At 54.1% G+C, this 15,116-nt stretch carries 22 protein-coding genes, 1 tRNA gene and 4 pseudogenes; 16 read left to right on the top strand and 11 right to left on the bottom strand.

From position 1 onward, the window contains the following. Nucleotides 1-250: 250 nt before the first annotated feature. Nucleotides 251-601 carry a hypothetical protein gene (locus AB4O09_RS11565; protein WP_460108234.1) on the bottom strand — a complete coding sequence of 117 codons (351 nt, stop codon included), beginning with the start codon at nucleotides 599-601 and terminating at the stop codon, nucleotides 251-253. Nucleotides 602-783: 182 nt separating this feature from the next. On the opposite strand from AB4O09_RS11565, the gene AB4O09_RS11560 reads away from it, so the two are divergent. After that, complete coding sequence (locus AB4O09_RS11560; protein ID WP_460108231.1) at nucleotides 784-1,272, top strand: hypothetical protein; 489 nt, start codon at nucleotides 784-786, stop codon at nucleotides 1,270-1,272. Nucleotides 1,273-1,474: 202 nt separating this feature from the next. Next, the gene (locus AB4O09_RS11555; protein WP_460108229.1) at nucleotides 1,475-1,951 is read left to right on the top strand and encodes a retropepsin-like aspartic protease; all 477 of its coding nucleotides are present in this window, start codon (nucleotides 1,475-1,477) and stop codon (nucleotides 1,949-1,951) included. Nucleotides 1,952-2,048: 97 nt separating this feature from the next. Here AB4O09_RS11555 and AB4O09_RS11550 read toward each other — a convergent pair. Beyond that, nucleotides 2,049-2,399 (bottom strand): annotated as a pseudogene (locus AB4O09_RS11550) (MFS transporter). Nucleotides 2,400-2,502: 103 nt separating this feature from the next. On the opposite strand from AB4O09_RS11550, the gene AB4O09_RS11545 reads away from it, so the two are divergent. Then, nucleotides 2,503-2,625, top strand: a complete 123-nt coding sequence (locus tag AB4O09_RS11545) for a hypothetical protein (RefSeq protein ID WP_460108226.1) — start codon at nucleotides 2,503-2,505, stop codon at nucleotides 2,623-2,625. Here the strand turns inward: AB4O09_RS11545 and AB4O09_RS11540 are convergent, their stop codons facing one another. Next, nucleotides 2,626-3,192: an acetyltransferase gene (locus AB4O09_RS11540; protein ID WP_460108224.1), complete on the bottom strand. Its 567-nt coding sequence runs from the start codon at nucleotides 3,190-3,192 to the stop codon at nucleotides 2,626-2,628. A 99-nt stretch (nucleotides 3,193-3,291) separates the two neighbouring features. Between AB4O09_RS11540 and AB4O09_RS11535 the strand changes: the two genes are divergently transcribed. The 4 genes from AB4O09_RS11535 (at nucleotide 3,292) to AB4O09_RS11520 (ending at nucleotide 4,225) form a co-directional block, all read left to right on the top strand. Next, nucleotides 3,292-3,477, top strand: a complete 186-nt coding sequence (locus AB4O09_RS11535; RefSeq protein ID WP_082098020.1) for a hypothetical protein — start codon at nucleotides 3,292-3,294, stop codon at nucleotides 3,475-3,477. 21 nt (nucleotides 3,478-3,498) lie between these two features. Continuing rightward, complete coding sequence (locus AB4O09_RS11530) at nucleotides 3,499-3,738, top strand: hypothetical protein (protein WP_046064655.1); 240 nt, start codon at nucleotides 3,499-3,501, stop codon at nucleotides 3,736-3,738. Between the two features lie 158 nt (nucleotides 3,739-3,896). After that, nucleotides 3,897-4,088 (top strand): hypothetical protein, encoded by a 192-nt coding sequence (locus tag AB4O09_RS11525; protein WP_460108222.1) that lies wholly within the window; start codon nucleotides 3,897-3,899, stop codon nucleotides 4,086-4,088. Further along, nucleotides 4,085-4,225 carry a hypothetical protein gene (locus tag AB4O09_RS11520; RefSeq protein WP_460108219.1) on the top strand — a complete coding sequence of 47 codons (141 nt, stop codon included), beginning with the start codon at nucleotides 4,085-4,087 and terminating at the stop codon, nucleotides 4,223-4,225. The genes AB4O09_RS11525 and AB4O09_RS11520 overlap by 4 nt, the downstream gene beginning before the upstream one ends. A gap of 41 nt (nucleotides 4,226-4,266) precedes the next feature. On the opposite strand, the gene AB4O09_RS11515 is transcribed toward AB4O09_RS11520, so the two are convergent. Continuing rightward, complete coding sequence (locus AB4O09_RS11515; protein WP_460108217.1) at nucleotides 4,267-4,617, bottom strand: hypothetical protein; 351 nt, start codon at nucleotides 4,615-4,617, stop codon at nucleotides 4,267-4,269. Between the two features lie 184 nt (nucleotides 4,618-4,801). Between AB4O09_RS11515 and AB4O09_RS11510 the strand changes: the two genes are divergently transcribed. Next, entirely contained in the window at nucleotides 4,802-5,125 is a 324-nt protein-coding gene (locus AB4O09_RS11510) for a hypothetical protein (protein ID WP_460108215.1), read from the top strand. A 78-nt stretch (nucleotides 5,126-5,203) separates the two neighbouring features. Continuing rightward, a complete protein-coding gene (locus tag AB4O09_RS11505) occupies nucleotides 5,204-5,554 on the top strand; it encodes a hypothetical protein (RefSeq protein WP_460108212.1) in 351 nt (116 codons plus the stop codon). On the opposite strand, the gene AB4O09_RS11500 is transcribed toward AB4O09_RS11505, so the two are convergent. From AB4O09_RS11500 to AB4O09_RS11490, 3 genes are all read right to left on the bottom strand, one after another. After that, the gene (locus AB4O09_RS11500; protein ID WP_046064616.1) at nucleotides 5,551-6,249 is read right to left on the bottom strand and encodes a hypothetical protein; all 699 of its coding nucleotides are present in this window, start codon (nucleotides 6,247-6,249) and stop codon (nucleotides 5,551-5,553) included. The two genes, AB4O09_RS11505 and AB4O09_RS11500, sit on opposite strands and share 4 nt — an antisense overlap. A gap of 234 nt (nucleotides 6,250-6,483) precedes the next feature. After that, complete coding sequence (locus tag AB4O09_RS11495) at nucleotides 6,484-7,299, bottom strand: HNH endonuclease signature motif containing protein (protein WP_460108209.1); 816 nt, start codon at nucleotides 7,297-7,299, stop codon at nucleotides 6,484-6,486. A gap of 115 nt (nucleotides 7,300-7,414) precedes the next feature. Beyond that, on the bottom strand, nucleotides 7,415-7,711 hold the full coding sequence (locus AB4O09_RS11490) for a hypothetical protein (RefSeq protein WP_460108208.1): 297 nt from the start codon (nucleotides 7,709-7,711) through the stop codon (nucleotides 7,415-7,417). An 84-nt stretch (nucleotides 7,712-7,795) separates the two neighbouring features. On the opposite strand from AB4O09_RS11490, the gene AB4O09_RS11485 reads away from it, so the two are divergent. Beyond that, on the top strand, nucleotides 7,796-8,572 hold the full coding sequence (locus tag AB4O09_RS11485; RefSeq protein WP_460108207.1) for a DUF2786 domain-containing protein: 777 nt from the start codon (nucleotides 7,796-7,798) through the stop codon (nucleotides 8,570-8,572). Nucleotides 8,573-8,579: 7 nt separating this feature from the next. On the opposite strand, the gene AB4O09_RS11480 is transcribed toward AB4O09_RS11485, so the two are convergent. Further along, the gene (locus tag AB4O09_RS11480; protein ID WP_460108205.1) at nucleotides 8,580-8,768 is read right to left on the bottom strand and encodes a hypothetical protein; all 189 of its coding nucleotides are present in this window, start codon (nucleotides 8,766-8,768) and stop codon (nucleotides 8,580-8,582) included. A gap of 238 nt (nucleotides 8,769-9,006) precedes the next feature. Beyond that, nucleotides 9,007-9,645 (bottom strand): hypothetical protein, encoded by a 639-nt coding sequence (locus tag AB4O09_RS11475; RefSeq protein ID WP_460108203.1) that lies wholly within the window; start codon nucleotides 9,643-9,645, stop codon nucleotides 9,007-9,009. A gap of 125 nt (nucleotides 9,646-9,770) precedes the next feature. Here AB4O09_RS11475 and AB4O09_RS11470 point away from each other — a divergent pair. Then, a pseudogene (locus tag AB4O09_RS11470) lies at nucleotides 9,771-10,701 on the top strand (DNA cytosine methyltransferase). Nucleotides 10,702-10,709: 8 nt separating this feature from the next. On the opposite strand, the gene AB4O09_RS11465 reads toward AB4O09_RS11470, so the two are convergent. Then, nucleotides 10,710-11,579 (bottom strand): hypothetical protein, encoded by an 870-nt coding sequence (locus AB4O09_RS11465; protein ID WP_460108202.1) that lies wholly within the window; start codon nucleotides 11,577-11,579, stop codon nucleotides 10,710-10,712. A 119-nt stretch (nucleotides 11,580-11,698) separates the two neighbouring features. On the opposite strand from AB4O09_RS11465, the pseudogene AB4O09_RS11460 reads away from it, so the two are divergent. The 5 genes and pseudogenes from AB4O09_RS11460 (at nucleotide 11,699) to AB4O09_RS11440 (ending at nucleotide 14,884) form a co-directional block, all read left to right on the top strand. Continuing rightward, nucleotides 11,699-12,486 (top strand): annotated as a pseudogene (locus AB4O09_RS11460) (hypothetical protein). Nucleotides 12,487-12,535: 49 nt separating this feature from the next. Next, complete coding sequence (locus AB4O09_RS11455; protein WP_460108199.1) at nucleotides 12,536-13,006, top strand: class I SAM-dependent methyltransferase; 471 nt, start codon at nucleotides 12,536-12,538, stop codon at nucleotides 13,004-13,006. 47 nt (nucleotides 13,007-13,053) lie between these two features. Continuing rightward, a complete protein-coding gene (locus tag AB4O09_RS11450; RefSeq protein WP_460108197.1) occupies nucleotides 13,054-13,203 on the top strand; it encodes a hypothetical protein in 150 nt (49 codons plus the stop codon). Nucleotides 13,204-13,459: 256 nt separating this feature from the next. Then, nucleotides 13,460-13,849 (top strand): hypothetical protein, encoded by a 390-nt coding sequence (locus AB4O09_RS11445; RefSeq protein WP_460108195.1) that lies wholly within the window; start codon nucleotides 13,460-13,462, stop codon nucleotides 13,847-13,849. Further along, nucleotides 13,735-14,884: pseudogene (locus tag AB4O09_RS11440) on the top strand (tyrosine-type recombinase/integrase). The gene AB4O09_RS11445 and the pseudogene AB4O09_RS11440 overlap by 115 nt, the downstream one beginning before the upstream one ends. 79 nt (nucleotides 14,885-14,963) lie before the next feature. Here the strand turns inward: AB4O09_RS11440 and AB4O09_RS11435 are convergent. Continuing rightward, nucleotides 14,964-15,040, bottom strand: a tRNA-Pro gene (locus AB4O09_RS11435). Nucleotides 15,041-15,116 lie beyond the last annotated feature (76 nt).

Here is a 15,116-nt window from a genome sequence, read left to right as displayed (position 1 = left end):
CTGACATCACCCGGATTGAGCATGCACCGGATGTTAGGCACCGTACGAAAAGTAATGTCGTAAACACCGCACAGCACAAGCTAACGAGACCATCGCGGCATAACTTTTCGCGATCCAGAATATCCGAGGGAGTAAATGTGGGAGCATTTTTCAGATATAAAAAAGGGTCGCGAGATAAAATCTCGCAACCCTTTGAATTATATGGTCGGAACGGAGTGATTCGAACACTCGCCTTCTAGCACCCCATCCCCTACAGGCAGCTTTGCAGTGCGGCCAACCGTTTATTGGCGATCCAGTTGCCAACCACCACGTAATACTTCACCACGTATCCTGAGCTTTTTGGCTGGATATCAACAAAGTACTGGCAGCCCTCGGTGAATACGGCGTATCCGGTGTCGCGACCTGACTGCAGAGTCGCACCAGGTGTGCCGCCGAAGATCGACTGGTTCTGCCATTCGTACTGGACACATTTAGCCAGCGCTGTATCAGCTTTCTTTGAAGTCAGCACCCTGTGCGGTTTTTCCTGGCAAGCCTCGTTCATGGTTGGTGCCATGCACCCAGCCAGCAAAGCAACAGCTACCGCCGCCATCAAAATCCGCATGCCATCCTTCCGTGTTTATGGCGGAATTTAGCATCTCTAATTTCTAGCTCAAACCGACATCTGGCCGATCACCAGTTTTATTTATCAGTCCGGTCGAGTCTCATCCACCAATTTTTTCCCCCTGCCATAAAGATTCAGAGAGCGGTGCAGATAAGAGGTGCTCCATAATAAGGAAATTAAACATGCTCCCTCCTACCAGAAACACCCTTTCGCTGCTCACTATGCTGGTGGCTACCTCCACTACGGCCCAGCAGCAGGCCAACGAGCAGTTCCCGCACATCCCAGTAATGAGCCATCAAACAATGACCTACAACGGAAAGGTCATTTACGAAGCGGACGTAGATCAGAACGACCCAAATCCCAGGCCGTTTGCTCTCCAAGTGAGGGTCGATTCCTATTCTGGTAATTGCACCAGCATCGTGGGCCATGTTTCGGCTGCAGCATCAAATGATAAAGGCGCGAAAGGAAGTGCATCATCTGAATACATCGGTTGCGTAGTGACAGAACTCTCCCCTGACGGCCAGGCGACAGCCGATATCGTTTATGACTTCCAGAATCAGGAACGCAACATACACAAGTCCGGCCACGTTAAAGCGAATTTGCAGATAGGCAGAGAATACGAAACCGTAAACAACGGCTCGAGCGTCACTCTTCTTATGCGTACCTACTGAGTGCGTGAGCCGACCTGAGCAAAACCAGTATCCCTGGGATCGCTGTAAACGACTTTACAGCTGCCTCTGCCAATGGGTTTTGGGCAGCCAACCACGCATTTTTCAAACCTGGGCAGGCATCCAGCGTGGATGGAATGCCAGTAACGCCCCGCCTCGCTCCGCAGTAGCCTTTTGCCTTTCGCCATCATCAAGGAAGAGCTGCATGCGACCAAGGGCGGTTATCGACGATAACGTAGTGAGAATCAAATTTCTCAATGGAAACGGCACGCTTTCAGATTCTCCTGAAGAGTTGGAAAAAGTTCCGGTGATCGAGGTGCTCATGGAGCAAGCCGGACCAGATGGAAACATTATCCAGGCCGGCCGCACGATGGCTCTGGTAGACACTGGCGCAGACCACTTTGCAATGGATCGAAGCTTTGCGGAGAGATGCGGCTTCATTCCGGCTGGCACTACGTCTCCGTCAGGGGTAGGCGGATTTGTCGAAAATGCAAATTACTATGATCTCACCTGGCGAGTTACAACGAATGGAGGAGAGAAAATCTTTAGGTCAAGATTTGTGGCGGTGCCGCTCAAAGAGACCGGGCGTGAGTATCAAGCTATCTTCGGAATGACCTTCGTCCACAAGGGCAGACTTTTGATGGATTCGAAAACAAGCGAATACATCTTCGAGTTCAACTGAACCTACGAGCGACTGCGATCTCCATCACCGAATTTTATCAATTCGAATAGCCAATACACCTGATGAGTGCTCAATGATGACGCACGGGGCTTCGCACTTATAAGATCGAGTCCCTCTGCGCTCCAAGCATCAGCCACCCGATGGCCACTCGCACGAATGCCCAGAGGTCAGCGGTTTTGATGGCTCGGGTGATTGTTGCAATGAGCGATCCGCCGAAATGTGCCCAGGAGGAACCCGACTCCGGCAACGCTGCGAGGCTCGACCACTCCGAAGTAGGAGCTGACCAGGCCTGTCCGGTAAAGGGCGCAGACTGCACCCGAGAAATGAAGATGGCCCAGGCCTTTCGGTCTACCAGGCCGTCTCTTTGCCAGAAGCTGGCGGCAATCGCGCCAATCACTCCGGCCAGTGCCCAGTCAAACTTGTCGAGCAGGCGGTTTAGCAACTCCATGCGCTCGACTCCGATTATTCATATGCCTAGATATTAAAGTGCCAGTAAAAAGTAATTTTACGGTGTAGGATTCACCCTGAAATTACACTCAAGGAGCAATAAAATGAGTTTCGAAGAAGATGTAAAAACCATCAAGGATGCACTCGGTTCTGCACAGCAAATAAATACGCAAACGCTCCTGCATAGTGCGACTTCGCCAAGGGGAGCCAATGGAAATAACCTTTAACTAATCCAACCCAAAACCCTTGACATACGTACGAAAGTTTTCTATCGCCACTTCATTCCTTTCATAACCATAATCGCCATCTTGGAGCCTCTCTTGGGGAGTCTTATTCCCGAAATAGTCCTCAAACCAAGCGTAATATTTAATCCTAATAACGCCAGGATCAAACTTACTATCGAGGGTTTTCCACCACTTCAGGCAAGGTGGACATGGAGGAAGCTCGGTAAAACACTCTATCAGTTTTATTCCACGTACACGCAACTCAGTACCAACATGATCCGGGGAGTTCTGAGCGCCGTTAATCATTATTTGCGTTAAGCCCTGATTTAAAAATCTAGCAGTAATCATTCTCTCAAAGCCAACACGCTCCCCATGTAAACCCGGGGAGCCGGCAGGAGTGCTAGCACTCCTAAATACACCTCCAACCTGGAGGTCATTCATATCGAACATTCTAATTGAGGCAAAGCACTTGCCTAAGTTTTTATCTGCAGATCCATGGCGGTGCAACTTGGCATCAGCGGCCATAACATCATCGCCGTCTACATCAACAGGATCAAATTCGATAGCCATTCTGAAGTCCTCAATATCCCTGAGAAAAACTACGCCCGCCCTGAACCACGCTTCGTCAGTGTAGACGTTCGCTGGGGCAATCAAACACTGGAGGTCGCCATGAGCGATTCCGAGAAACCTCGTCGCGTGAAAGCCAAGATCACCCGCCTTGTGATTGAGATCGTAATCGTCGATCTCGACCGAAACGGGAATCTTGCTGAGTACGTGGAAAGCGTTGAGGAGATCGAGCACGTCGATGTAATAAACCTGCACAACATCCACAGCGTTATCAGCCACCACGACTGACCCGCTACCCTGGAGGCAACAATGAACGCAGCACTGAAGATTTGTCAGGCCATGCACGACGAGCAGTTGCCTGCGATGGTGAGCGAGAGCCCTCGGGAGGTTGCGCGGACTGAGTGGCTGTACAACGCGGTCGAGCAGCTTGTTCGGTTCGGCTCAATTGTTTCCTTTCAGCGCCGCTCCCGACAGCCGCAAGTGGTAACGCAGCAGCGATTCGCAGTCTTGCTGACTGCGAGGTTAATTCATCGGCGCTTGGCTGGCTGATTATCTCCGCGAGCAATGGCTACCTCGACAAGAACGCCGTAGCCAAACTCCTCGGTCCAAGCGACCACCCCCCTCGGCAAGCCCGGCGAAATCGCACAGGCCCTACTTGAGCCCTTGGCAGATAACGCCCTGATCGCCCAGGCAGAGGGCAAGGAACTGTGAGCCCATACGTTGAGATCGATAAAGCGCTGTTTGCGCTTGAAGACCCGGATAAGCCCGCCCTCGATGAGGTCCTAGCCGAGGGTTTGATCGTGCGCCACTTCACCTCGGGCACCATCAATGCTGAAGAATTTCATTGGTATAGCGCACACCTCCTGGATGTCAGCCGGCGGCGTAAGGAGGCTGCATGAGTACTGCACCGGTTAAATCACTGATCGACGAACAGCTCGAAGACATCAGCGCTCATAACCTCCGAGAAGCTTATGGGCTTGCCGAGCGAAGAGGATTCCTCGGAGCCCCAGTTGAGCAGTACGTTGAGCCGTTCTAAGGCGGTCACGTTTTGCAGGTGCTGCGGTATCGAAAGCAGGATCAGCGGTCGTGAACGGCTGTTTCCGAACTTTTAGCATCCCTAGCAGCCTTGCGATCTAGCACAGCTTTTTTAAGATCGGTCGCTGCTTTTAGCGCCACGTCCCTCGACAGCTCAAGAATCGTATTCGAGGCGCTCTGGTAGGAATAGTAAAAGCCTTTTCCCTGAGGCTCATAAATGTAGCTATCCCGTCCAGTTAAAGCCTTGTGTATGACAGGCATGCCCAAAGCCGTAGCAAGATTAATCATCGTTTCTTCAAGTGTGGATCGTTGATCAAGACGCGTGTTTTTTATGGTAGCTCCGTAGAAACCGCACTGTGGTATCGGAGCTTTTACGATCTTCGCCTTAGCCATTCCCTGACCTCTCTACGTTGGTAATCAAGGAAATATCTCACACCCACCCAAATCATGAACAGCGCCCCACAAGGATGGCGCGGGAGATATTCATGCTCGCAGCTATTGCAGATCGAATTCGCTCCAGATCCTACGAACTCCCACTGTCCGCGATTACGTCAGCCACTGGGGTCTGAAAGAGGCGGTGGCGAACTGGAAGAGCTGTCGGCAGATCCGCAGTCTGGCGATCACCAACGCGATCTTCGATTTCTCCTACCGCTGGACCATCTACATCGGCGCCATGTGTCGCGACGAGCGCGGCAACGAGTACATCAAGACGGTCGAGATCTCTCCGGAGGGCATCTACAAGGTCAAGCGCCTGACGGATGCCATCGAGCATTACTACCTGGGGCTGCGCAACACAGCGAATCCGAACCACCTGGTGGCGTCAGGCTGGATCGCTATCCCGGACGAGGTTTCTATGGATGAGGCTCTGGCCGCGAAACTGCTCTACGCCGCCGGAGCCTGACACCAGGTGAAGGTAGCAGCGTGAGACGTTTCCGCCCCCAACAACGCAAACGACAAACCTGGCTGGCACTGCCGGCCAGTGGAATCGAAGGAGCAGGCTATAGCGAAGACCGGGGCAGAACGATCAGCCAAAGCAGCAGCAAAGCGGATCGAGTACGACGAGAAGGAATTGCGACATCGCTGCCGGATCGGCACGCGGCAGATGCTTGAGGAGTTGACGGCCTGGAACGACATTGAGGAAATTAGCGAGGCGGTGCAGAATCTAATTCTCAACGCCCATGCGCTCGGCCACACCTTTTCCTATCAAGCAATTGAAAGTCCGCGTCACAAAGTACTGATAAGCGAAAACGTGGCGCGGATTCATCATGAGATCTTGGCCGAGCTCAAGCGACACCCTGGTGATGAGATAATTGAGCCAGTTGCGTCTTAAGTCAGAAATCTTATAAGCGCCGAACCCATCTGCGTGGATCTGCTCGATTTCATTCCGTGAGCGCTCATAGTCATCCCCAAATTATCTGTGTTGATCAGCCCTCGCTGATAGAGATCCTTCCATATCACTTTATAAATATCCTCCTTTCCCTGAAGCTCAGGCAGCGCAAACTCAATAACTTGATCAATGCCTCCCATACTCCATGAAGAAGGGAACTGTTTTCCTTCCTTAGAGACCCATGCCTCGGGATCGACAAACAGATGCAATAACCGAATATGCGTGACCGTGCAAACATCCACGAAATTCAGAAATAATTGGCGAAGGTCATCTGACGGGCAACTAGGGAGAGCAGAATTTTTAACTGCATTGCGTAATGCTTCTAGTTTTTCATTCTGGTGGTTACGAAGCGCCATATTGCACGTTTGAGCAACGGTACTGATAAATGCCTCGTTTTCTTTGAGGCCATCTTCCGTAACTAAGTCGTGCTCTAACAAGTCATTGAGAACCTCGGTTACTTCCAGCATCCACTCAGTCCGGCGCTTGGAGAGCGGCCCCTCAAACAGGGCATTGAATATCTCAGTGGCTGCTCCACCAACGATGGGTAGAGCGCCAGCGAGCCCCCTCATCACCCGTCCAACCTTTTCACCAGCCGGCTCTACAGCAGGATCGACAAGTTCGGGATTAATTTTTTTCATTCTGCCTCTCTGTTCCGGCCTCATGCCGATCACTCGTAATACCCCAACCCAAACCAAATTGCCACCACTGGCCACCGCAACGAGCTCCGTGTCCAGCGCGACAAGATCGCGGCCCAGGTGCGGGAGCTACCCGAGGCCGGAAAGACTGCAAGCCAGATCGCTGTTGACCTGAAGATGCACCTCAAGCGCGTTCAGCTGATCGGCCGCGAGAATGGGTTCCGGTTCGCTGAGCCTTCATGAGGCGGTTGAGTAGGCATTCCGAATAAGCCGTGCCAGCAACGAAGGCTGAACTTGAGCGGTAGGCTGAAGCGAATACATAGAAATACCCACTCGACAGTCTTCAGCAAGACAGTCTGATAGGGTAAATTCAGACATAGGGGACTTCAGAGTTATTGTCTCGCCGTTGATATTTATGTCCACAAAACCAAAGCGCATTTTAAGCTTCTCCACCAATATCACGTCTGGAGGCAGAACTTTTAGTTTCAGCACGATATTGCGAGGGGAGTTTCGAACTGTAATTTCACCGCCGCCAACTTCAACATCCCAAGAATCGGAGTGGGCTCTCCACTCGTTCTCAACGATCTCTAATGTCGGCTTTCCCTCTTCATCACAAAAAATACCGCTGAGCAAAAACGGCCCTCCGGGCTCCTTGGGGCTATCGATCGTTAATATTGGCCTGTCATATATGAGGACTGGTGAATGACAGCGGATTAATGTCATCCCTCCTATTTTAATAGATGGATGTGGCCCGCAGAAATCAAAGAAATCCTTAGAAAATCCTGCCTGCGTCGCAGCTGGGGACTTCATGGCCTGTAAGACTTTCTGTTTTGAATAAAAGCCTGTAGTAACTTTGGAGTGACAAGAAGGGCACAGGAGCGTTATGGCTGATGGATCATGAAACCGCGCTTCATGGTATTCGGGAGCTATATGCTCGTATTGAATAACTCCCATCCCGCAAATAACGCATCCGTAACCGGATTGCTGCCTCACCTGCCTCCGGACATCATTGGGGATGGTGCGAGACAATCCGTATTTATTGACCTTTGCCACCGGCGCTCTCCTTGACCCGACTCCATGCCGGTCACCCGTAATACCCCAACCCAAACCAAAATGCCACCACCGGTCACGGAGGGCGGCGCCTCGCCAACCCTGACAGCTGAAGGATTTAGGGGTTTCCGATGGAATTAGCTATGGAGTCGGCCAAGTTCGCAGCAACCTTGAATGCATGAGCAATATCGTGTCCTTGTAGTGTGGCCGGCGCCACATCGGCATCGGTTAACGTCTTTTCACCAACTGTCTCTCCATTCGGTTTGTAGATCCCTGCGAAAACGACAGTGGCAACTCTATTAACTTCTCCGATCGCCACCTCCCCAGCGAACCCGTTACCGTAACTCAGTGCAACAAACTGGGCGTTCGGGAAAGCACGCAAAAAATCCTGATAAACAACTGTTCTTTGAAACATTAGACGTCCTCTCTGTCCGGCTCATGTCGGGTCGAACACCAATACCCCACTTCAACGAATCACGCCAGCCGGCGAGGATCTTCTATGTCCGCACAACAAATCGACGAAAAGAAGCTTGAGCGCGCGATCCGCAAGATCAAGCACTGCCTGGCACTGGCACAAAGCGCCAATGAGAACGAAGCGGCCACCGCGCTCCGGCAGGCTCAGGCGCTAATGCGCGAATACCGGCTGACCGAGATGGATGTGAAATTGAGCGACGTCGGTGAAGTTGAGTCCAGATTCACCAGGACCGAACGCCTACCCACCTGGGAGCGAAACTTGAGCAGTGCAGTTTCCAGCGTGTTCGGCTGCACTGCACTGTACGGGCGGCAGTACTGCAAGGAAAAGGATCGGATCCTCGCCCGCGTCTCCTTCGTCGGCGTGACACCTGCCCAGCAGATCGCGCTGTATGCGTTCGAGACGCTGCTGACAAAGGTGAAATACGCCCGGAAGAAATACGTCGCAGCAGTGCGGGCGGGCGTACATCGCAGTTCGTACACAGCCGAAACAGCGTGCGATCACTTCGCCCTCGCATGGGTAAACGAGGTCTATGGGAAGCTCATTGCGCTTGTCCCAAAAGGCGAAGACGCCGCTCCGACAGCGAGCGAAGGCCGGGACATTATCGCCGTCGAAGCGCAGGACAAGGCGCTGATCAACGAGTACCTAGCAAACAAAGGCGTGGGCAAGGCCCGCAAAGCACGTGATGTCGATATCGACCTGAATGCGCAGATCGCGGGCATGTTGGCTGGTCGCTCAGTGGAACTGCACGCAGGTATCGGGCGCGGCGGTGACGACCTACTGGCACTTTCCGCAACTCCCTAACCCCTAATCAGCTGAAATCCAGCGTCTCAGAAAGCAACCCCGCCGACTCGGTGTAAGTCGCCAGATCAATGACCTGGCGAAGGAAAACAACCATCGCCAGTTTCTGAGCGTCGTCAGGCAGCCCTACCCATTTTAGCATCGCCCTCGCGTCTTCCTCTATTGCCGTGAGTGCATCTATGTCGCTTAGCAGTCTCATGTCGGCCTCCGGTCAGTGTGAGCTCTAACAAGTCATAGCCATCAATCACGAATCACGCCAACCGGCGAGGCCGGCGCGCACTTTGAGACAACCCATGAGCACCTTTAGGGGCGGTTCGCCAGCTCTAGCCACTGTTCGACGCGCGACAGTACGCTGAGCAGTTCATTGAGCATGCTCACAAACCTTGAGATGCCGCGATATGTAGATTAGGGCCAAGGCGTCAAGGACAAGCCGATCATCAACCCGAAGACGAAGGCGCTGAAAGTTGGGTTTTCGGAGTGGCAACCGAAGCAGGAGGAGCGGGCGGCTTATTTTCGTCGGTCAATCCTTTTGGGGTCTGAACAGCCAACGCAAACCCACCAATTACAGCAGCAAGAATAAACACCAGCGAAACTCTTTTCAGCCACAGAAAAGCAGGTTCTCCTCGTTTTACTCGTTTCCATTCCGACTTCAAGATCTTCTGACTGCAAGAAACAACCCCTTTGACAGCGTCGCTCATTTCTGTGGGAGATATAGCCGGGTTTTCAGTGAAAAGGGTATTCAAAAGTTCGAGCATCTCGCCGTGTTCATCTGGGTTTAGGCGCAATCGAATTCTGGTTATCAAAGAATAAATCTTTGTGAAGTCGTCATGACGCTCAATCACATAAGAGCTCGCATCCTCCTTTCGAATTGTCTTGGCGTTAACCACTGCGAGCATGGCTCTTGCAAGGCCCACAAAATCAGCTACGTCGGCTCTCAGCCCGTCGATCCAAGCTTGTCTGAACTCTGACGTTTTTTGATCTTTCGCCAGCACAGTTACGACGAATGAGACAAGTCCGGCAACAAGCGCGGCAGCAATTGGCCCAGGGATAGGCCAGATAGCATCGATGATATTCATTGAGAGCTCCTTTTTCGGGAGCATCGCACGGTCGACCAAAGTTTTCATTACCGACTTAGCAGCCCCTGCCCCTTTTGTCACTAAATACCCTCAAAAGCCCGGGCATGCCCCGGCATAGGACGCACATGCCCACTGCAATCGATTTGTTCGCGGGTCTCGGCGGATGGTCAACCGGTGCCCGCGATGCCGGCATCGAAGTAATCTGGGCGGCCAACCACTGGCCGGTCGCAGTCGAATGGCACAGCGCCAACCACCCAGAAGCGATACACGTTTGCCAGGACTTGCATCAGGCAGATTGGTCGAAGGTCCCGGCCCACGACATCATGCTGGCCTCGCCATGCTGTCAGGGCCACTCGAAGGCGCGCGGCAAGAAGTCAGGCAACACTCAACACGAGGCCTCCCGGTCGACAGCGTGGGCGGTGGTCTCAGCCGCCGAGTTCCACCGACCGGAGGTGGTGCTGGTCGAGAACGTCGAAGAGTTCACGGACTGGGCCTTGTACGCCGCCTGGTCGCAGGCCATGGCCGCGCTGGGTTACATGATCGCACCTCATGTCGTCGATTGCGCCGACCTCGGCGTGCCCCAGCACCGTGTCCGGCTGTTCCTGGTATGCAGCCGAAGCAGGTCGCCACTGATGCTTGAACTGCACAGGCGCCAGCACGTGCCCGCCGCCAGCTTCCTCGAGTTCGACGCTGGTCGCTAGTCGCTGGTCTCCGATTGAAAAACCTGGCCGTGCCCTGGCCACCCTCGACCGGGTGCGAAATGACCGAGAGCGCTTCGGCGATCATTTCATCATGCCCTACTATGGCAAAGGCTCAGGGCTCACCGGCCGCGACATCAATCGCCCGATCGGCACAATCACCACCCTCGACCGGTGGGCCCTGGTGCGCGGCGACGAGATGCGGATGCTGTCAGCCAACGAAGCACTGGCCGCCATGTCGTTCCCGCCTGACACCCTCCGCCCGGACAACCACCGGCTGACCATGCATATGGCCGGGAACGCGGTACCGCCGCTGGCAGGGCAGCGCGTTATTGAAGCTCTGATGAAAGCTGCATGACAAACATCTCAGCTTGGTAGCTTAAGATTGCGAATGAAGTCTTTCTGAATTTCTCTATCATGCGATCTCGCCCTACTCGAATAATCGGATTGACTTTTTTCTACGGCCGTCTTTCGCCTGAAGAAATCCTCCTCGGTCTCATCAGGCTTCTTTACCAAGTTTCCGGATCCCAACCCTTCATATACCGCCAAATCAAAAGAACTGCGAAGACTCGTTTTCTTGTGCTCAAGCTTTTTCTCTGCAACGTCTAGCCAAGCGTTCAACATCGGAATATTTAATGGATCACCAGAGGAGTCACGGCGCCTCTCCCTAATAGAATTAATTCCATCTTTCAATGAGCGATAAGGTCCACACCCCTTGCGGGCATCAGCCTTACGCTCTTCAGCGTTCTCAAATATTTCGGCCACTTCTGGATCATAGCAATCTCTCCCCAGGTCGGACATCATAGAGAACCACTCTAGCGCTTGATAAAACTTCAGCGTATTCTCAGAGTTTAACTGCCCCTTAACTTTTGCAGATTCCGCGAGCATCCTTTCTTGATTCCTGCGGAGCTTTTGCAACTCTGCCTCCTTACTCTCGAGTTCTGCATCCACTATAAATAAGCGCTTTCTGCTCAATTCTTCAGCTTCCGCAAGGACACTTTGTCGCAACTCAGTCTCTACCAAGAGCTTCTCTTTTTTAGCGATAGCGCTCTGCAGCTTATCAATCTCAGACTGGACTGAATTGAGCTTTATCTGAGACCTCGCCAACTCTTCTGAACTCAACTCTTTCTGATAAAGAGGAATTACAGTTAGCTTTATTGTTGCAATCGCTATGACCACTAAAAACAGCTGGGAAAGTGACGTAATACGACCCAACCATAAATCGAATCTATTCATTACTACGACCTTATAAGAACATGCCGTGATATTGGCATATCTACACGCGGCAGAAAATACTCTGCTCCCGATTGCCTCCCCCCTAACCACTGCCGCGATATGGCGGTCAAGGCGAAGCTATGTCTCAAATAAAGGAACGGCCGATCCTGTTCTCGGTGCCGATGGTGCGCGCCATCCTGGAGGACCGGAAGACGGTCACGCGGCGTCCAGTCAAGGACGACCAGACCCGCACCGCGGTAGCTCTGATATCGATGGCTGCCAATGGATCGCGGTAGGCCAGCATGACCGGCGATACGGATTCATTGTCTCTGGCTCGACTGAGGAAGAGTGCGCCGCCGAACTGGCGATCTATGGCCGCTGCCCCTACGGCAAGCCAGGCGACCGGCTGTGGGTGCGCGAGACCACCGAGGCGGACTACGACACAGCCAACGGTGCTGTCCTGTCACGCTACGCCGCCGACAGGGAGCCAGTCCTATACGCCCGTTGCGAAGATCCCGAGTACAACGGCTCTGTTGCCCACTGGGATTACCCGCGCGATTCCAGGCCGAGCATCCACATGCACCGCTGGGTCTGCCGCATCCTGCTTGAGGTCACCGCCATCCGCGTCGAGCGGTTGCAGGGTATCAGCGACGAGCAGGCCCAGGCCAAGGGCTGTTTCTTCACCGATTACGGTCGCAAGTGCGGGCACGGGGGTAAAGGCTGGACAGATGTCGGGGCGTGCCCGGCGCCGGAAGAGCATCACCCACAGCTAAATGGCTGGATGTGGGACAAGACCACCAGTCACGAACAGTGCCTTGGCGCGCCGCGCTGGGCGTTCGCCAACCTCTGGAACGCAGTCAATGGCCCTGATGCCTGGGACGCCAACCCCTGGGTCTGGGTCGTCGAGTTCAAGCGGGTGACGCCATGATCCTCCCCCTGCTCTACATGGCCTGGCTCATATACAGGGGGCCGAGGCCATGAACGCACGAGTCCTCGACCCGTGCAGCGCCAGCCGCATGATGTGGTTCGACAAAGGTGACCAGCGTGCCCTGTTCGGTGACATCCGGGATGAAGAACATGTGCTGTGTGATGGCCGGGTGCTGAAAGTAGAGCCCGACGTCATCATGGATTTCCGGAACCTGCCCTTCCCTGACGCCAGCTTCAACATGGTTGTCTTCGATCCGCCGCACCTGGTGCGTGCCGGGCGGGAGAGCTGGCTCCGACTGAAATACGGAATCCTCACTGACGACTGGCGCGACGACCTGCGAAAAGGCTTCGCCGAGTGCTTCCGTGTGTTGCGCCCCGGCCAGTTCTTGATTTTCAAATGGAACGAAACCCAGGTCCGAGTCGGCGAGATCCTGGTCCTGACCGATGAGAAACCACTGTTTGGCCACAAGTCCGGTAAGCGCGAAAAGACGCACTGGATCACCTTCATGAAACGCCACTAACCCAATCCACCTACAGCCTGCCGGTGAACTGCGGGCGAGGAATTCCTATGCCAGCAAAAAAGCTATTTGAAGTCCTGATCAGCGCCCTGCTCTACCTGCTGATCACCCTGCTCTGGTTTTTCTATGCGGTACCAGAAATGGTCGAGCGCGGATCTGATATTGCCCTGATCATCGCCGGCTTCGGCTCGCTGGTCTGACTCTCCGCGACCGGCTGCATCCTCATTTACATCATCCAGAAGGCGCGCCCCGCGTAAATCTTTCTGCCGCCAGGCGCGGCATGGAGCACACACATGGCAACTGCAGAGCTGCACGGCCAGAAGATCAACCCGTTCGAACAGGGTTACGCGGCCTTCCTCAAGGGAGTGAGCATCAAGCAAAACCCGTTCGAAACGGAAAACGACACGTCGCCACGGACGGCTGGAATAAAACGCAGCGCGAGGCTGGGAGAAAGGCATGAATGCAGAGACTGCTCTACTCCCACGCTTCATCCGGGCGAAGCAGGCACCGGCCTATCTCGGCATGTGCCGGGCGGTATTCGACGCCGAGGTTCGCCCTCACGTCCACGAACTTCCCATTGGGGAGCGTGGTGTTGGGTTCGATCGGCAGGAGCTGGACGACTGGGCCTCGGCATATGTTGAGGCCAAGTCCATTGATAAAAAACGCGCCCCGGAGCAACAATCGCCCCGCAGCGAGCGCCAGCAAGGAGATAAACCATGGCGCGAAAATCGATCACAGGCCTCTCCCAAAGGAAAGGTACCTGGCATATCGACAAGAAGATCAACGGCGAAAGACTTTACGAATCTACTGGCACAACTGACCGACAAGAAGCTGAGCGGTACCTGATCTTCAGGATGGAGCAGATCCGGCAACAGAAAGTTTATGGCGTCCGGGAGGTGAGGACGTGGCGGGATGCCGCGATGCGGTTCCTCGTTGAAATCAAGGATCAGGCCTCGTTCAAGCTTTCCGCGCATCACATCGCCCAGTTGGACCCGTTCATTGGTGACATACCGATGACCAGGCCCTGGCGCCTTTCATCAAGGACAGGTTGGCGACAAAGAAACTGCAAAACGGGAAGGTGAAAAAAGGAGTGAGCAACAGGACGGTGAATATCTCGATCGAGCGTGTGGTTCGGGTTTTATCTTTGTGTGCCAGGAAATGGCGAGACGATGAGCGCAGGCCGTGGCTGGATAGCGTGCCGATGCTCACGAAGCTGGAAGAGAAAAAATCGAGCAGGAAGCCCTACCCGATGTCATGGGCAGAGCAGTCGATTCTCTTTGCGGAGTTGCCGGCTCACCTGCAAACGATGGCGCTGTTCAAGGTGAACACCGGCACCAGGGAGCAGGAGGTCTGCAAGCTGAGGTGGGATTGGGAGATTTCGGTGCCGGAACTGGGCACCAGCGTGTTTCTGATCCCGGCCGACTTTGGCGGACGCCATGCACGCTCCGGCGTGAAGAACGGCGACGAGAGGCTGGTTGTGCTCAACAACGTGGCGAAGTCGATCATCGAGCAGCAGCGGGGCCTGAGCAAGGAATGGGTTTTCCCCTACAACGGCACCGCAATGCACCGGATGAACGACTCGGCCTGGAAGAAGGCGCGGGTGAGAGCGGCGAAACTCTGGCAGGAGGAAAACCTTCGCCCCGCTCACCCAGGGTATGCATCCATCAGGATCCATGACCTCAAGCACACGTTGGCCGTCGGCTCCGCGCAGCAGGCGTCACCGAGGAAGATCGCAAAGCTCTTTTGGGTCACAAGAACGGCAGCATCACCAGTCACTACTCGGGCGCCGAGCTCGGGCATTTGATTGAAGCTGCGAACATGGTATCAGCAACCGATTCGCGTGGACCGGTACTGACAATCTTGAAGAGGAAACAGGCGTGAAAAATCGAGGAGTCACGCAAAAGTCACGCACATGAAAAAGGCCAATGCTGTGAACACTGGCCTAAGTCATTGAAGAATATGGTCGGGACGGAGTGATTCGAACACTCGACCCCTAGCACCCCATGCTAGTGCGCTACCGGACTGCGCTACGCCCCGACTAGGCGTGAATCTTGTTCCGCGTCTCAGCGGAACGCTCAGGAATATATCGCAAGCTTTTGAAAACTGGAAGTAT

Source organism: Pseudomonas sp. H1_F01, assembly GCF_054681425.1.
The sequence above is the reverse complement of the archived record's forward strand: the minus strand, read 5'-3'. Positions and strand labels throughout refer to the sequence as shown.

Excerpts from the sequence above, each read along its gene's own strand:
- AB4O09_RS11565 (WP_460108234.1), bottom strand. The coding sequence starts at position 601 with ATGCGGATTTTGATGGCGGCGGTAGCTGTTGCTTTGCTGGCTGGGTGC.
- AB4O09_RS11560 (WP_460108231.1), top strand. The coding sequence starts at position 784 with ATGCTCCCTCCTACCAGAAACACCCTTTCGCTGCTCACTATGCTGGTG.
- AB4O09_RS11555 (WP_460108229.1), top strand. The coding sequence starts at position 1,475 with ATGCGACCAAGGGCGGTTATCGACGATAACGTAGTGAGAATCAAATTT.
- AB4O09_RS11545 (WP_460108226.1), top strand. The coding sequence starts at position 2,503 with ATGAGTTTCGAAGAAGATGTAAAAACCATCAAGGATGCACTCGGTTCT.
- AB4O09_RS11540 (WP_460108224.1), bottom strand. The coding sequence starts at position 3,192 with ATGGCTATCGAATTTGATCCTGTTGATGTAGACGGCGATGATGTTATG.
- AB4O09_RS11535 (WP_082098020.1), top strand. The coding sequence starts at position 3,292 with ATGAGCGATTCCGAGAAACCTCGTCGCGTGAAAGCCAAGATCACCCGC.
- AB4O09_RS11530 (WP_046064655.1), top strand. The coding sequence starts at position 3,499 with ATGAACGCAGCACTGAAGATTTGTCAGGCCATGCACGACGAGCAGTTG.
- AB4O09_RS11520 (WP_460108219.1), top strand. The coding sequence starts at position 4,085 with ATGAGTACTGCACCGGTTAAATCACTGATCGACGAACAGCTCGAAGAC.
- AB4O09_RS11515 (WP_460108217.1), bottom strand. The coding sequence starts at position 4,617 with ATGGCTAAGGCGAAGATCGTAAAAGCTCCGATACCACAGTGCGGTTTC.
- AB4O09_RS11500 (WP_046064616.1), bottom strand. The coding sequence starts at position 6,249 with ATGAAAAAAATTAATCCCGAACTTGTCGATCCTGCTGTAGAGCCGGCT.
- AB4O09_RS11490 (WP_460108208.1), bottom strand. The coding sequence starts at position 7,711 with ATGTTTCAAAGAACAGTTGTTTATCAGGATTTTTTGCGTGCTTTCCCG.
- AB4O09_RS11485 (WP_460108207.1), top strand. The coding sequence starts at position 7,796 with ATGTCCGCACAACAAATCGACGAAAAGAAGCTTGAGCGCGCGATCCGC.
- AB4O09_RS11480 (WP_460108205.1), bottom strand. The coding sequence starts at position 8,768 with ATGAGACTGCTAAGCGACATAGATGCACTCACGGCAATAGAGGAAGAC.
- AB4O09_RS11475 (WP_460108203.1), bottom strand. The coding sequence starts at position 9,645 with ATGAATATCATCGATGCTATCTGGCCTATCCCTGGGCCAATTGCTGCC.
- AB4O09_RS11465 (WP_460108202.1), bottom strand. The coding sequence starts at position 11,579 with ATGAATAGATTCGATTTATGGTTGGGTCGTATTACGTCACTTTCCCAG.
- AB4O09_RS11455 (WP_460108199.1), top strand. The coding sequence starts at position 12,536 with ATGAACGCACGAGTCCTCGACCCGTGCAGCGCCAGCCGCATGATGTGG.
- AB4O09_RS11450 (WP_460108197.1), top strand. The coding sequence starts at position 13,054 with ATGCCAGCAAAAAAGCTATTTGAAGTCCTGATCAGCGCCCTGCTCTAC.
- AB4O09_RS11445 (WP_460108195.1), top strand. The coding sequence starts at position 13,460 with ATGAATGCAGAGACTGCTCTACTCCCACGCTTCATCCGGGCGAAGCAG.